General features: G+C 46.1%; 18 protein-coding genes and 1 pseudogene. 12 read left to right on the plus strand and 7 right to left on the minus strand.

What is annotated here, in order from left to right; translation table 11 throughout:
- From secY to rplQ, 7 genes and pseudogenes are all read left to right on the plus strand, one after another.
- A pseudogene (gene secY / locus NY07_RS18205) lies at window positions 1-232 on the plus strand (preprotein translocase subunit SecY); the annotation flags it as partial.
- A gap of 21 nt (window positions 233-253) precedes the next feature.
- On the plus strand, window positions 254-367 hold the full coding sequence (rpmJ, locus tag NY07_RS19265; protein WP_006083579.1) for a 50S ribosomal protein L36: 114 nt from the start codon (window positions 254-256) through the stop codon (window positions 365-367).
- Window positions 368-483: 116 nt separating this feature from the next.
- Window positions 484-840 carry a 30S ribosomal protein S13 gene (gene rpsM / locus NY07_RS18210; protein WP_011863987.1) on the plus strand — a complete coding sequence of 119 codons (357 nt, stop codon included), beginning with the start codon at window positions 484-486 and terminating at the stop codon, window positions 838-840.
- A 17-nt stretch (window positions 841-857) separates the two neighbouring features.
- Entirely contained in the window at window positions 858-1,250 is a 393-nt protein-coding gene (gene rpsK, locus NY07_RS18215; RefSeq protein WP_011863988.1) for a 30S ribosomal protein S11, read from the plus strand.
- A 36-nt stretch (window positions 1,251-1,286) separates the two neighbouring features.
- Entirely contained in the window at window positions 1,287-1,907 is a 621-nt protein-coding gene (gene rpsD, locus NY07_RS18220; protein ID WP_011863989.1) for a 30S ribosomal protein S4, read from the plus strand.
- Between the two features lie 24 nt (window positions 1,908-1,931).
- The gene (locus NY07_RS18225) at window positions 1,932-2,921 is read left to right on the plus strand and encodes a DNA-directed RNA polymerase subunit alpha (protein WP_011863990.1); all 990 of its coding nucleotides are present in this window, start codon (window positions 1,932-1,934) and stop codon (window positions 2,919-2,921) included.
- 39 nt (window positions 2,922-2,960) lie between these two features.
- Window positions 2,961-3,353, plus strand: a complete 393-nt coding sequence (gene rplQ, locus NY07_RS18230) for a 50S ribosomal protein L17 (protein WP_011863991.1) — start codon at window positions 2,961-2,963, stop codon at window positions 3,351-3,353.
- A gap of 91 nt (window positions 3,354-3,444) precedes the next feature.
- Here rplQ and NY07_RS18235 read toward each other — a convergent pair whose 3' ends face one another.
- From NY07_RS18235 to ccmA, 6 genes are all read right to left on the minus strand, one after another.
- On the minus strand, window positions 3,445-4,209 hold the full coding sequence (locus tag NY07_RS18235; protein ID WP_161783175.1) for an ABC transporter substrate-binding protein: 765 nt from the start codon (window positions 4,207-4,209) through the stop codon (window positions 3,445-3,447).
- 316 nt (window positions 4,210-4,525) lie between these two features.
- Window positions 4,526-5,011, minus strand: a complete 486-nt coding sequence (ccmE, locus tag NY07_RS18240; RefSeq protein ID WP_033540784.1) for a cytochrome c maturation protein CcmE — start codon at window positions 5,009-5,011, stop codon at window positions 4,526-4,528.
- A complete protein-coding gene (gene ccmD / locus NY07_RS18245) occupies window positions 5,008-5,208 on the minus strand; it encodes a heme exporter protein CcmD (protein WP_033540785.1) in 201 nt (66 codons plus the stop codon). Before ccmD ends, ccmE begins: the two co-directional genes overlap by 4 nt.
- Window positions 5,208-5,954 (minus strand): heme ABC transporter permease, encoded by a 747-nt coding sequence (locus NY07_RS18250; protein ID WP_033540786.1) that lies wholly within the window; start codon window positions 5,952-5,954, stop codon window positions 5,208-5,210. The genes ccmD and NY07_RS18250 overlap by 1 nt, the downstream gene beginning before the upstream one ends.
- A gap of 1 nt (window position 5,955) precedes the next feature.
- The gene (gene ccmB / locus NY07_RS18255; RefSeq protein ID WP_033540787.1) at window positions 5,956-6,642 is read right to left on the minus strand and encodes a heme exporter protein CcmB; all 687 of its coding nucleotides are present in this window, start codon (window positions 6,640-6,642) and stop codon (window positions 5,956-5,958) included.
- 11 nt (window positions 6,643-6,653) lie between these two features.
- Window positions 6,654-7,304, minus strand: a complete 651-nt coding sequence (gene ccmA / locus NY07_RS18260) for a cytochrome c biogenesis heme-transporting ATPase CcmA (RefSeq protein WP_033540788.1) — start codon at window positions 7,302-7,304, stop codon at window positions 6,654-6,656.
- A 333-nt stretch (window positions 7,305-7,637) separates the two neighbouring features.
- Here ccmA and NY07_RS18265 point away from each other — a divergent pair, with 333 nt between their 5' ends.
- On the plus strand, window positions 7,638-7,931 hold the full coding sequence (locus NY07_RS18265; RefSeq protein ID WP_033540789.1) for a c-type cytochrome: 294 nt from the start codon (window positions 7,638-7,640) through the stop codon (window positions 7,929-7,931).
- 137 nt (window positions 7,932-8,068) lie between these two features.
- Here the strand turns inward: NY07_RS18265 and ccmI are convergent, their stop codons facing one another.
- The gene (gene ccmI / locus NY07_RS18270) at window positions 8,069-9,313 is read right to left on the minus strand and encodes a c-type cytochrome biogenesis protein CcmI (RefSeq protein WP_033540790.1); all 1,245 of its coding nucleotides are present in this window, start codon (window positions 9,311-9,313) and stop codon (window positions 8,069-8,071) included.
- 411 nt (window positions 9,314-9,724) lie between these two features.
- Here ccmI and NY07_RS18275 point away from each other — a divergent pair, with 411 nt between their 5' ends.
- The 4 genes from NY07_RS18275 to NY07_RS18290 are packed head-to-tail and all read left to right on the plus strand — an operon-like array spanning window position 9,725 to window position 13,342.
- On the plus strand, window positions 9,725-11,701 hold the full coding sequence (locus NY07_RS18275; RefSeq protein ID WP_033540791.1) for a heme lyase CcmF/NrfE family subunit: 1,977 nt from the start codon (window positions 9,725-9,727) through the stop codon (window positions 11,699-11,701).
- A 17-nt stretch (window positions 11,702-11,718) separates the two neighbouring features.
- Window positions 11,719-12,276 (plus strand): DsbE family thiol:disulfide interchange protein, encoded by a 558-nt coding sequence (locus NY07_RS18280; protein ID WP_033540792.1) that lies wholly within the window; start codon window positions 11,719-11,721, stop codon window positions 12,274-12,276.
- On the plus strand, window positions 12,276-12,755 hold the full coding sequence (gene nrfF, locus NY07_RS18285; RefSeq protein ID WP_033540793.1) for a heme lyase NrfEFG subunit NrfF: 480 nt from the start codon (window positions 12,276-12,278) through the stop codon (window positions 12,753-12,755). The genes NY07_RS18280 and nrfF overlap by 1 nt, the downstream gene beginning before the upstream one ends.
- Entirely contained in the window at window positions 12,752-13,342 is a 591-nt protein-coding gene (locus NY07_RS18290; RefSeq protein WP_033540794.1) for a TlpA disulfide reductase family protein, read from the plus strand. The genes nrfF and NY07_RS18290 overlap by 4 nt, the downstream gene beginning before the upstream one ends.
- Window positions 13,343-13,452 lie beyond the last annotated feature (110 nt).

Genomic DNA, 13,452 nt, shown 5'->3' on the forward strand with positions numbered 1-13,452 from the left:
AACTCTGGCTGGTGCATTATATATAACCTTTATCTGTTTAATTCCGGAGTTCATGTTAATCGCGTGGAAAGTACAGTTCTATTTTGGCGGTACTTCACTACTAATTATGGTAGTCGTGATCATGGACTTCATGGCTCAGGTTCAGACCCATATGATGTCACATCAATATGAGTCTGTGATGAAGAAAGCTAACCTAGTTAACAAAGCGAATTTAGATCGCTTTGGACGCTAAGTAGCTTTACGGAGTGATGAAATGAAAGTTCGAGCTTCCGTGAAGAAGATCTGCCGTAACTGCAAGATCGTAAAGCGTAGCGGCGTTGTACGCGTTATCTGTGTTGAACCAAAACACAAACAGCGTCAAGGCTAAAAACTTTTGACCAGCTCAGTTTCTGAGCTGGTCAAAATATTATTTGCAAAATCGTCATCTGTCGAGTATCCTACCGGGCTTTTCACAGATGGCCTTTAACTTATGAGGAGTGCATAGTGGCCCGTATCGCTGGCATTAACATTCCTGATCAAAAGCACACAGTCATTGCATTGACTGCTATCTATGGTATTGGACTGACTCGCGCACAACAAATCTGCGCAGCTACTTCAATTGCTGAAGATGCTAAGATCAAGGAATTGAGCGAAGCTCAAATAGACACACTACGCGAAGAAGTTGCTAAATACATTGTAGAAGGTGACTTGCGTCGTGAGATCTCTATGAACATCAAGCGTCTGATGGACCTTGGTTGTTATCGTGGTCTCCGCCACCGTCGTAGCCTGCCCCTTCGTGGGCAACGTACTAAGACCAATGCGCGTACGCGTAAAGGTCCACGTAAGCCAATTAGAAAGTAACGGGAAGGTAAACCAATATGGCTAAAGTTCCGTCACGTTCAACGCGCAAGCGCGTACGTAAACAGGTTGCTGATGGCATGGCTCATATCCATGCATCTTTCAACAACACCATTATCACCATTACAGATCGTCAAGGTAATGCACTTTCTTGGGCAACTTCTGGTGGTTCAGGTTTCCGTGGTTCACGTAAATCTACCCCATTCGCTGCACAGGTAGCTGCTGAGCGCGCAGGTGTTGCAGCTCAGGACTACGGTGTCAAAAACCTTGAAGTTTTCGTGAAGGGTCCAGGTCCAGGGCGTGAGTCAGCTATTCGAGCGCTGAACGCGGTTGGTTACAAGATAACCAACATTACCGATGTGACGCCGATCCCTCATAATGGTTGTCGTCCTCCTAAGAAACGTCGCGTTTAATCGCCCCGTTTTTAATAGGATAGTTGGAGAAAGAACATGGCAAGATACTTGGGTCCAAAGCTCAAGCTCACTCGCCGAGAAGGTACAGACCTTTTCCTAAAAAGCGGTGTGAGAGCAATTGATTCGAAGTGTAAGCTAGAAGCTGCACCTGGACAACACGGCGCTCGTAAAGCTCGTTTGTCTGAGTACGGCGTACAGCTGCGCGAAAAACAAAAAGTTCGTCGTACTTATGGTGTGCTTGAAAAGCAATTCCGTAACTACTACAAAGACGCTGCACGTCTAAAAGGTAACACTGGTGAAAACCTACTTACTCTTTTAGAAACCCGTTTAGATAACGTAGTTTATCGTATGGGTTTTGGTGCTACCCGTGCTGAAGCACGTCAGCTAGTTAGCCATAAGTCAATTATGGTAAACGGCCGCGTTGTTAACATTCCATCATTCAAAGTGTCTGCGAATGATGTAATTAGCGTTCGTGAGAAGTCTCAAAAGCAAGCTCGTATTAAAGCTGCTCTAGAAGTTGCTTCTCAGCGCGAAAAGCCAACATGGGTTGAAGTAGATGCCGCTAAGATGGAAGGTGCTTTCAAGCGTCTGCCTGAGCGTAGCGATTTATCTGCGGATATTAACGAACAGCTGATCGTCGAGCTTTACTCTAAGTAAAGCTAATAAACAAGAGAGGACACAATGCAGGGTTCTGTTACAGAATTTCTTAAACCGCGTCTCGTTGATATCGAGCAGGTTAACCCAACACGTGCCAAGGTTACACTGGAGCCGCTTGAGCGTGGTTTTGGTCATACTCTAGGTAACGCGTTGCGTCGTATCCTATTGTCGTCTATGCCCGGCTGCGCGGTTACCGAAGTCGAGATTGATGGTGTACTGCACGAATACAGCAGCAAGGAAGGCGTACAAGAGGATATCCTAGAAATCCTATTAAACCTTAAAGGTTTAGCAGTGGTTATCGAGGGTAAAGACGAGGCTATGCTTACTTTAAGCAAGTCAGGCGCAGGCCCTGTTACCGCAGCAGATATCACGCACGATGGTGATGTTACTATTATGAATCCTGATCATGTTATCTGTCATCTGACTGGTAATAATGACATTAGCATGCGTATCCGTGTTGAACGTGGTCGTGGTTATGTGCCTGCTTCTGCACGTGCACAGACCGAAGACGATGATCGTCCAATCGGTCGTTTGTTAGTGGATTCATCTTTCTCACCTGTCGCGCGTATTGCTTACAATGTTGAAGCAGCACGTGTTGAACAGCGTACTGACTTAGACAAACTCGTTATCGATATGACCACTAACGGCACTATCGATCCTGAGGAAGCAATTCGTCGTTCTGCGACCATCTTAGCTGAACAGCTAGATGCGTTTGTTGAGCTTCGTGATGTCACTGAGCCAGAGCAGAAAGAAGAGAAACCAGAGTTCGACCCAATTCTGTTGCGTCCTGTCGACGATCTAGAGCTAACTGTACGTTCGGCTAACTGTTTGAAAGCCGAAGCGATTCATTACATCGGAGATCTGGTACAGCGTACTGAGGTTGAGCTACTTAAAACTCCTAACTTGGGTAAGAAGTCTCTTACCGAAATTAAGGATGTGTTGGCTTCTCGCGGACTTTCATTAGGTATGCGTCTAGAAAACTGGCCTCCGGCTAGTTTAGCAGACGACCTATAAGTCCTAGTTTGTACAGATTTAGGTAATAAGGATTAGGTCATGCGCCATCGTAAGAGTGGTCGTCAACTAAACCGTAACAGCAGTCATCGTCAAGCTATGTTCCGTAACATGGCAAGCTCTTTAGTCCGTCACGAAGTGATCAAGACTACTGTAGCTAAAGCGAAAGAATTGCGTCGCGTAGTTGAACCTCTAATAACACTTGCTAAGAGTGATAGTGTTGCAAACCGTCGTTTGGCATTTGCACGTACTCGCGACGCTGAAGTCGTAGGTAAGTTATTTAATGAATTGGGTCCACGCTACCAGGAACGTCCTGGTGGATATACCCGTATCCTTAAGTGCGGTCTACGTACTGGTGATAAAGCGCCTATGGCGTATATTGAACTAGTAGGTCGTCCAGAAGCTGCTGAAGCTGTTGAAGAAGCTGCTGAGTAACACTTAAGTTCATTGTTAAAAAGCCGGGCTATGCCCGGCTTTTTTATTTCTTATCTCAAATTCATCTCTAAAGGCATTCTTGCCGCCGTAATCAGTCAACCCACTGTGCCTTATCAGACATCTCCTTGGGAATCGACAGGTGCCATCTGGCAACGCCTGAGAGGCTAAAGCGAAAGCTGCCCTTGCTGTCACTGATATAACCTAAGTCTTTGGCCTTGGCGCCATGTAATAGTTTGTTGATTAAGGTTGCCGCTAGCTTGCCATGTTCATAGCCATTGAGCACATAACCACCTGTGTTGGCTTGTTTACCTATAGTGAAATCCCAGAAACCAAAATTCGGCACGGGAGACTCCTTGGCAGTCCAGGCAATAATTTTTTCGGGGTCTACATGCTCTCCCAGCTCTGAAGTGATGGTGTGATAGAGGGCGATGAATATTCCCTGGTAGCCTGCTTGTTTCGCATTGAGTACTGCCTGTCGCCATGCTTGTTCAGAGTCAGCGAGCTTAAACTCTATGGTCAAATTGCCTAGCCTGATCGGTTTGAGTTCATCACTGATTGGACTTAGGGCGGCCCGACTTGTAGCGCTGTTATCCGAGAGGACAAGCAGTTTTCTCGACTCAGCTTTCGGCAATATGTGATCGACGAGTAATAGTGAACGTTTAAATAAAGGACGTTCTAAGACACCGGTGAATTGCTCGTATGTTTGGATTCCATGATCTCTTGGATTCGTGTTCAGCCCTAGAAAAACAACCGGGATATCGGTGGTCGCAATGCGTTCACTCAATAGCGTGATGGCATTGTCGTCGGCAAGGACTATCATATCTGGTCTACGGCTTTTTATGACGTTCCAAGCCATATCAGCGCGTTTGACATATTCTTCATAGGGTAGGCGTTTGGAGTCTAGGAGAAAGTCCTCTACTTGGACTGGTTGGCTTAGATTATCCAATATGGCTCGCCGGTAATCTTGCACCCAAGGGTAGCCTTCATGATAGCTATGTATAAATAGAAGGTTTGTTGCAGTGCTCGGCAGGCTGTAGAGCAATAGGAGTAAAACAAGGATACGCATGGATGATTTTCCAAAGCACTTTTATATAGTTATAGCTGATTTTCCTGTGTAAGTAAGTGGAAGCGCATTAAAAAAGGCCTCGTAAGAGGCCTTTAATGTAAGTGGCTTAATAGCCTGATTTTTGTGTCGTGTTGTAGTCGAGTTTTTCGTGGGTTTGTCCCATCGCTTCGGCGACTTCTGGCGGCATATAGTTTTCATCATGCTTGGCCAGCACTTCCGTTGCTTCCAACTTCCCATTTTCAATCAGTACGCCTTGAGCCACAATGCCCTGGCCCTCACGGAACAGATCAGGTAGCAAGTCGTCATAGGTCACTATGACTTCACCACCGGCTGCATCATGTACAGCAAATTCAACGTGGAGGCTGTCAGGATCGCGGATTAGAGACCCAACGGTTACCATGCCACCGACACGGATACGCTGGCCCACTTCGGGTTTAACGCCTGTGTCTTTTTTACCATGGACAATTTCTGTTGGTGTGTAGAAAAGGTTCAGGTTTGAATTTAGCGCATAAAGCAATAATGATGCGATTGCGGCTACGCCACCTATTAAGGCGGTTGCTAAGGCGAGTCTTTTCTTACGTCTGGCGTTCACTGTTCTTTACTCCGGTTGGCTTTAAGGCGTTCTTCGCGTTGCATTTTCTTTGAGATTTCAGTGAGGATTTTGCGCTTTTGGCGCAGGCTCACCAAGATCAAGGTGCCAAGTGCGAAGGCGGTTATGCCGTAAGATAGCCACACATAAAAGGCGTAGCCACCCATGTTAAAAAAATCTGTTAATGAATCGAACTGCATTATTTGACTCCTTCAGCTTTCGCGAGTTCCCTAACCCAAGGACGCATACCATTTCTGGCTAAGATCTCGGCTCTGAAACGTACTAAAGTGATGGCTCCAATCATGAGACCAAAACCAAAGATGTTGATCAGTAACGGGTACAGCATCTCAGGTGCCATCGAGGATTTCTCGGTGATTTTAATCGTTGCTGGCTGATGAAGTGAGTTCCACCACTCTACTGAATACTTAATGATTGGTATGTTGATCACACCTACAATCGCTAGGATGCCAGCGGCTCGTGCTGCAAGTACCTTGTCCTCGAAAGAGGCGTATAGTGAGATCACACCTAGGTATAGGAATAGCAGTACCAGCTCAGAGGTTAAGCGAGCATCCCACACCCACCAAGTACCCCACATAGGCTTACCCCAGGCGGCACCAGTGATCAGAGCGATAAAGGTGACAACGGCACCGATAGGTGCGATGGCTGCCGCCGCCCAGTCAGCCGACTTGATCTGCCATACCAAGCCAATGAAGGCTGAGGTAGCCATCGCCATGTAGGCCGACATAGACATTGAGGCGGCTGGTACGTGGATGAAGATGATGCGGTAGCTGTCACCCTGTTGATAATCAACCGGAGCAAACAGCAAGCCCCAGATAGAACCAACGCCAATAAATGCGATAGCAAGTGTTGCAAACCAAGGTAGTAGCCTGCCTGATAGGTTATAGGCCTTTTGAGGGTCTGCGTAAGAATGTAGCCATTTCCACATATTAGTTAGTACTCACTCTTAATGAGGCGCCAATAGCAAATGGTGCCAATATTAACGAACCGACCAGCATAGCGCCTATAATAGCGAGATGGCCGCTGTAGGGTAGATTTAAACCAGCTGCATCAATAGCGCTGGTTGCAAAAATTAGAACCGGGATATAAAGCGGTAGAATCAATAGGCTCAATAAAACACCGCCTTTGCGTAACCCTACCGTAAGCGCAACACCAATTGCCCCTAAAAGGCTCAGTACTGGGGTACCAAGTGCCAAGGTGGACAGCAGCGCACCATAACTATTAGCTTCGAGGTGTAACAATACGGCTAACAGTGGTGCGACTAAGATAAGCGGTACGCCGGTTAATAGCCAGTGTGCAAGCACTTTAGCCAATACCATTAAGGATAATGGCTGTGGGCTTAGCAGCATCTGCTCTAAGCTGCCGTCTGAAAAGTCTGCCTTGAACAGACGCTCAAGCGAAAGCATAGAGGCGAGCAGGGCGGCGACCCAAATAATACCGGGAGCAACGCGCGAAAGCACCTGAGGTTCAGGCCCAATGCCCAGCGGAAACAGAGTGACCACTAGGATAAAAAACAGTAGCGGATTGAAGATGTCGCCCTTGTGGCGGACAGCTATTTGAAGATCGCGCTTTAGCAGGGTAAAAAAAGCTTGAGTAAAGCTGATACCTTTGTTCATTCACTACACCTTTATATAAAGCGATAATCTAGGCGGATTTTACGCAGAATATCGTCACCGATAATACTCATATCCTGGTGGGTGGTCATGATGACACAACCGCCGTTTTGAGCATGTTGTAAAAACAGGTGTTCCAATTCTTCGACGCCTTTCTTATCGATTGCAGTAAACGGTTCATCTAACAGCCATACCTTGCAGTTGGTGTGCCAGAGTCTGGCTAGGGCTGTTCGACGATGTTGGCCTGCCGATAGGTGGCCAGCTAGCGCTTCTTCAAAACCAGATAGATTCGCTTTCGCGAGGATCTGATTAGTATTGAAATCATCATACCCACTGATTCTTAAATTGAAGTTAAGATTCTCTTCGGCCGTTAACTCGCTTTTTACACCTGCAAGATGGCCAAGATACAAAAGATCATCATTATATTCGTCGCGGCAGCGGGTAATGTCAGTGCCCTTGTACTTAGCTTCTCCGCCATAGGGTCTAGATAAGCCAGCAAGAATACGCAGTAGGCTGGTTTTTCCTGCGCCGTTAGGCCCTTCTATTTGTACAATTTCACCCGCTTGGATATCAAAACTGAGTTCGTCGAATAGAATTCGCTCTTCGCGGATACAAGTCAAGTTGTCGGCCGATACCAGTGTCGTTGCTGTTTTTTCTTCTACCACTGAACCCTCTATCTCAAGCCAGATGTGAACGTAAGCGATATTAACATAATCCCCTTGAGGGGTTTAGTCTTGGTCTCTGTTTAGTGTCAGCAATTTGATATGCTTCCAAAAAGCAAAACCTTTTAGTACTTGGGATTGAACTTTTTCAACAATTGCTAATGTATCAGTTAAAGGGAGTGCCTATAACATGTTGAACTGTCAAATTCTGATATTAGTCACAAAAAGGTGAGTTTTGTTGAAGTTTGATGTATCCTAGTACCGCTATAAAATAAGTCTGCCCCATATTTAGGGTGGCATAGAGCTCTGTTAATATTTGCATTAGGAACATTGAACATGAAAAAACTGTTAGCATTGTCTGCAGTGGCTGCATTGACCTTGTCTGCAAACGCTTTTGCACAAGAAGGTGAGGCTGTATATAACAAGGCATGCCAGGTATGCCACAGTATGGGTGTCGCTGGTGCGCCTAAAGCTCATGATGCAGCTGCATGGGAGCCACGTTTGGCTAAGGGCTTAGACGCTTTAGTTAGTAGCATTAAGACAGGTCTTAACGCTATGCCACCAGGCGGTATGTGCACGGATTGTACCGACGAAGATTACAAGAACGCTATCGAGTTCATGTCTAAGTAATCCAACTTCGTTGAGAAAAAGCCGACTTCAAGTCGGCTTTTTTTATGTTCGGGACTCAATGTTCGGGCAACAAAAAAGCCGGCGAATGCCGGCTTTTGGTTTCTGAGAGAGTCGCCCAGAATGTAATGATCTAGGGTTTACTGGACTAACGTGTCAATCACAAGTTTGGCCGTTGTACCTACTTCCATGGTTTCTAGGCGCCCCTGCATATCACCGGGTTGTGCCTTCACAGAACCATGCTTTGAAAGAACCGCTATGATCTCAACCTGTTTGGCATCACTTAGCTTGATGTCTCCGCCCATGCCGGTGCTGTCGTCTAGAGTAATGGAGACAGGTAAAGACTTGGCAGACACTTTGGTCGCAGCTAAAGGTACTTTAGGGCCTTCAGTATTACGAGCAAAGATGAACAGCATATCGCTACCACCGACCTGTTGTGCTAGCTCTGGTGAGATGGAGACATCGATAGTCACTGTCTTACCTGCGGTGGCCGGCTGATGGGTTGCGTCATTTGGCATTTCACCGGTTTCAGCTTGTATTCTCATCTTGGCACTTTCAATTGCATTGATGATAGCGCTGCGATCGACATCGTTTCTGTTGCTGTCGAGAATGATCTGCCAAGCATCGATTGCTTTTTGATAATTGGCATTAAAGAAAGCATCCATTCCAACCAGTAGCAGTGTAGAAGGATCTTTAGGATCTAGCGCCAGAGATTGGTCTATGATGGACTGAACCGCGGGTGTTATACGCTGATTAGCCTTATAGTAGAGTGCAGTCGCTTTAGGCCCTAGCAATTCGGCATGAGTACCAACCAGTTCCATGGCCTTATCAAATGATTTTACCGCATCGTCATAACGATTGGCGTTGATGTAGGAATGACCTAGGCTAAACAGCAGTTGGCTATTATCAGGCTCTGCTTGTAATTGTGACTCCATCATCTGGATGCGCTGAGCCATAATCTGGCTAGCATCCATTCCTGCGTGTGGATTATCAGGGACGGCTTTATCCAAGTTAGCATAAGCCCCTAAGGTGGCATAGAAGTAACCGGATAAACCTAGCAAGACGACAGACATAAAGGCTGGCCATAATATGCTCTTAGGTTTAAGCTGGCCGACTAAGGATTCATCCTCGCCCTGCTTCATGTCCTGTAGCAAACTGATTTCGAGTTCTTTCTTTAGAGCGTCAAACTCATCTTGATCCAGAAGCTCATCTTCGAGTTCCTTTTCCAGTGTCGCTAAACGGTTATTAAAGAGTTCGAGGTTAGTGGCCTTACGCACACCAGCCTCTTCGGCCTGCAACATCTGTTGCTGGCGAAAGTGTGGAAACCAAATCAGCACTAGGCTGACTAATACAAAAAGCGCAATAAAAATCCAGAGAGTGGTCATTATTTCTTTTTCACATTAGTTGCAGAAATGCGGGGATGCCGCGCGATATAGGGATCAGATTATACGGAAAGATTATTCATTGAACAGTAATATAAGGGATTAGTGTCGTTAAATACTGATACTTTTGCACTGGTTCACAGTTCGATTCTATTTTCAAAAATTGGCTGAAACTTAAGTTTCAAACAAGGGTCAGAGCATAAAATCTGTCAGTTTATAACAATTGTAACCCTGCGTTTCTGTTCGCAAGAATGAGACAGGTCACCCAGAATTGTGCGAAAGAGGCAGACAGATACAATAGCAAATACTAAAATGACTCAAATTTTGTACCTTGAGTAGTGTGAATTGCAAACTCTCGTGAATTAGTAGAGGCTAAAGCTTCAACTGATTCTTATATAGGACTGAGGAAACCCCATGATCCCTGAATTAGGACACTTTTCGTTGATAATAGGATTGGCATTTGCCTTTCTATTGGCCAGCGTCCCACTAATCGGTGTTGCTCGAAAAGATCAATATCTGGTTCGTTATGCTTGGCCGTTAAGTTACGGCATGTTTTTCTTTATTGCTCTTTCTGTCATCGTCCTCGGTTATAGCTTTGCCGTAGACGATTTCTCTGTTGCCTATGTTGCACACCACTCTAACTCACAACTGCCGATTTTCTTTAAGATCGCCGCGGTATGGGGTGGCCATGAAGGCTCATTACTCTTCTGGGTATTTGCCTTGTCAGTCTGGACGGCAGCTGTCGCCTTTTTTAGTAAAGGTCTGGAAGAGGTATTCACCGCTCGCGTACTCGCTATTTTGGCGATGATAGTGATTGGTTTCAGTCTCTTTATGCTGTTAACTTCGAGCCCATTTGAGCGTCTATTCCCTATTCCTATGGAAGGACGAGACCTTAACCCTATGCTGCAAGACGTGGGATTAATCTTCCATCCGCCTATGCTGTACCTGGGTTATGTCGGTTTCTCAGTGAGCTTTGCCTTTGCGATTGCGGCACTCATGGGGGGGCGCCTGGATTCTGCGTGGGCACGTTGGAGCCGTCCGTGGACCTTGGCTGCTTGGATCTTCCTGACAGGTGGTATTTCACTGGGTTCTTGGTGGGCATACTACGAATTAGGCTGGGGCGGCTGGTGGTTCTGGGACCCCGTTGAGAACGCTTCGTTCATGCCTTGGTTGATCGGTACAGCATTGCTACATTCAGTAATCGTAACTGAGAAGCGCGCAACCTTCCGTAACTGGACTGTATTGCTCTCTATCTTCGCATTCTCTTTGAGTTTGTTAGGTACCTTTATTGTTCGTTCAGGGGTACTGACCTCTGTGCATTCATTTGCCGCCGATCCAAGTCGCGGTATGTTCATCCTGTTATTACTCGGTTTAGCCATTGGTGGCTCGCTCACCTTGTTTGCCTTCCGAGCCAGTGACATGAAGAGCCCAGCACGTTTCGAGTTGATGTCTAAAGAAACTATGCTGCTGGTGTGTAACATCCTGCTGACTGTTGCTTGCGGTACTGTATTACTTGGTACACTTTACCCACTGCTTATCGATGCCTTGAATATGGGTAAGATCTCTGTAGGCCCACCATACTTCAACGCGGTATTCGTACCTATTGTGCTAGTACTCTTTGGGTTTATGGGTATTGGTCCAAATATTCGTTGGAAGCGAGCGAAAGCTGGTGAGCTAAAGGCTAAGTTGCTGGTTCCGGCAGTAGTGTCAGCCGTTATTGGTGTAGCTACGCCTTTCCTCGTCGATGGTAAGTTCAATGCTTGGGTGATGTTCGGTATTGGCGCCGCAGTTTGGGTTACTTTAGCAACCTTGCGTGCCGCTTACGAAATCATGCAGTCAAAAGAAGGCTTAAGCTTGGCGCGTATGGGGCGCAGCCAGCTGGGCATGATCATCGCTCACTTGGGTATTGCAGTGTCTGTAGTGGGTGCCACTATGGTGTCAAACTACTCGATTGAGAAGAGTGTTCGTATGGGACCGGGTATCACGCAAGAGTTGGCGGGTTATAGCTTCCATTACATCGAAACCAAAAATGTTGTTGGACCTAACTATACGGCGCAGCAAGGTCAGGTTGAAGTGACCAAAGATGGCGAGTTTATTACGCTGCTAAAGCCTGATCGTCGTCAGTACAATGTGCGTACTATGGATATGACTGAAGCTGGTATTGATTGGGGACTGTTCCGCGATCTTTATATCACTATGGGCGATCCGATTAGCCGCACCGAATTTGCGGTACGTCTAAACTACAAACCTTTTGTTCGCTGGTTGTGGTTTGGTAGCATTTTCATGATGGTGGGTGGCTTCTTCGCAGCGTCTGATAAGCGTTATCGTAGAGCTAAAGCTACTGATGCAGCTGACGAAAAAGCTAAACAAGAAAAATTAGCAACGGCATAACTTGAATTGGGGCAAGTATGAAGAAAAGGCTAGTATTATTTATTCCTTTGATTCTGTTTCTGGTGATGGGAGTCTTCCTTTATAAGGGACTCTTCCTGAACCCGCAGCAGTTGGACTCAGCATTGGAAGGAAAGCCGATACCGGCTTTCCAACTAGAGCGTCTTGAAGATGCCAATGAGATCATTTCCAATGAAAGTCTCAAGGGACAGGTCTCGCTATTAAACGTGTGGGCGACTTGGTGTCCTTCATGTAAATATGAGCATCCTTATTTGATGCGATTAGCAAGACAAAATATCTTGCCTATCTATGGGATTAATTACCGTGATGATCGCGCTTTAGCGATCCGCGAATTGAGCCGGGAAGGCGACCCCTACACCAAGAACATCTATGATCATGATGGCCGTTTGGGCTTAGATCTCGGTGTTTATGGTGCACCCGAAAGTTATCTGGTGGATCATAACGGCATCATACGTTTCCGTTATGCGGGGCCAATTGATATGCGAGTCTGGAAAGAGACCCTTTACCCAATGATTCAAGAGCTACAAGCACAGGCTAAAGCTGAGGGAGCATCTTAATGAAAAGCTTAGTTGGGATTATCTCCGCAGTATTCTTATCTTTCGTGCTGGTGGGGTCAGTAATGGCTACACCAGTCGATACCTATGAGTTTAAGTCGGTAGACAATCAGAAGCGAGCATTGGAGTTGGCGCATTCTCTACGTTGTCCCCAGTGCCAAAACCAGAATCTGATTGATTCTAATTCGCCTGTAGCACAAGACCTGAGACTTGAGGTCTATCAAATGGTTGATGAAGGTAAAGGAGATGAAGAAATCATCGAGTTTATGACCAGCCGTTATGGTGAGTTTGTTCTTTATAAGCCGCGTATGGAAGCCAAGACCTACGTGCTGTGGTTAGGTCCTTTAGGGTTATTGTTAGTAGGATTAATGATTGGCTTCGTCTTTGTTAGAAAGCAGCGAATCAGTAATGCTGTAGAGCAAGAAATAAGCCCTGAAGAGCAAGCTGAGTTGGATCGACTGCTGAAGCGAGACAACAAATGAAGTTAAAGTCTATCGCTGCTGCAAGCTTAGCCTTAAGCATGGCTGCACTAAGCTTTTCTAATGTTGTGCATGCCTATCCAGGCATGCAGAAGCAAAATAGTGGTGAAGTGCAGTCGAGCGTAGACCTAATAAACGTATTGCCTAAGTCATATCCGATAGAAGCTGTACCTTTTAAGGATGCGCAGGGGAAATCGATAGACTTCAGTCAGTATAAAGGTCAGGTGGTGATGGTTAACATGTGGGCCACTTGGTGCCCACCTTGTGTGCGTGAGCTGCCGGCCATCGATCGCTTTAAGGCTAAGTTTGATCCAAATGAGTTTCGTATCTTACCTATTTCGATCGATATGAAGGGTAAAGAGCAAGTCGAACCTTTCTTAGCTTCTTTGGGCATGGACAAGTTTGAGACCTATTACGATCCTCAGCAGCAGCTAGGACAGGTCTTTCCGCTTGATACCATACCGGCAACCTTTATTCTCAATCAACAAGGTGAATTGATCGCATTTGTCAGGACATTTGTCGATTGGGATGATGAAAAAGCGGTAGAGCTGATCCAAGGCTTTATTAAGCAGGCAGCCCAAAAGCCGTAAAATTGGCTGTTTTTGCTCGCTATCTATACGAAAAAGATCGTAATTGCCTAAAAGATCGGCATGCGATCTTTTTTTTTGTAAAAAGCCCTTGCGTAAAAGATTCTGCTCCC

The sequence above is a fragment of the Shewanella sp. ECSMB14101 genome (genome assembly GCF_000773485.1).
GTDB classification, from domain to species: Bacteria; Pseudomonadota; Gammaproteobacteria; order Enterobacterales; family Shewanellaceae; genus Shewanella; species Shewanella marisflavi.

Excerpts from the sequence above, each read along its gene's own strand:
- rpmJ (WP_006083579.1), top strand. The coding sequence starts at position 254 with ATGAAAGTTCGAGCTTCCGTGAAGAAGATCTGCCGTAACTGCAAGATC.
- rpsK (WP_011863988.1), top strand. The coding sequence starts at position 858 with ATGGCTAAAGTTCCGTCACGTTCAACGCGCAAGCGCGTACGTAAACAG.
- rpsD (WP_011863989.1), top strand. The coding sequence starts at position 1,287 with ATGGCAAGATACTTGGGTCCAAAGCTCAAGCTCACTCGCCGAGAAGGT.
- NY07_RS18225 (WP_011863990.1), top strand. The coding sequence starts at position 1,932 with ATGCAGGGTTCTGTTACAGAATTTCTTAAACCGCGTCTCGTTGATATC.
- rplQ (WP_011863991.1), top strand. The coding sequence starts at position 2,961 with ATGCGCCATCGTAAGAGTGGTCGTCAACTAAACCGTAACAGCAGTCAT.
- NY07_RS18235 (WP_161783175.1), bottom strand. The coding sequence starts at position 4,209 with ATGGCTTGGAACGTCATAAAAAGCCGTAGACCAGATATGATAGTCCTT.
- ccmD (WP_033540785.1), bottom strand. The coding sequence starts at position 5,208 with ATGCAGTTCGATTCATTAACAGATTTTTTTAACATGGGTGGCTACGCC.
- NY07_RS18250 (WP_033540786.1), bottom strand. The coding sequence starts at position 5,954 with ATGTGGAAATGGCTACATTCTTACGCAGACCCTCAAAAGGCCTATAAC.
- ccmB (WP_033540787.1), bottom strand. The coding sequence starts at position 6,642 with ATGAACAAAGGTATCAGCTTTACTCAAGCTTTTTTTACCCTGCTAAAG.
- NY07_RS18265 (WP_033540789.1), top strand. The coding sequence starts at position 7,638 with ATGAAAAAACTGTTAGCATTGTCTGCAGTGGCTGCATTGACCTTGTCT.
- ccmI (WP_033540790.1), bottom strand. The coding sequence starts at position 9,313 with ATGACCACTCTCTGGATTTTTATTGCGCTTTTTGTATTAGTCAGCCTA.
- NY07_RS18275 (WP_033540791.1), top strand. The coding sequence starts at position 9,725 with ATGATCCCTGAATTAGGACACTTTTCGTTGATAATAGGATTGGCATTT.
- NY07_RS18280 (WP_033540792.1), top strand. The coding sequence starts at position 11,719 with ATGAAGAAAAGGCTAGTATTATTTATTCCTTTGATTCTGTTTCTGGTG.
- nrfF (WP_033540793.1), top strand. The coding sequence starts at position 12,276 with ATGAAAAGCTTAGTTGGGATTATCTCCGCAGTATTCTTATCTTTCGTG.
- NY07_RS18290 (WP_033540794.1), top strand. The coding sequence starts at position 12,752 with ATGAAGTTAAAGTCTATCGCTGCTGCAAGCTTAGCCTTAAGCATGGCT.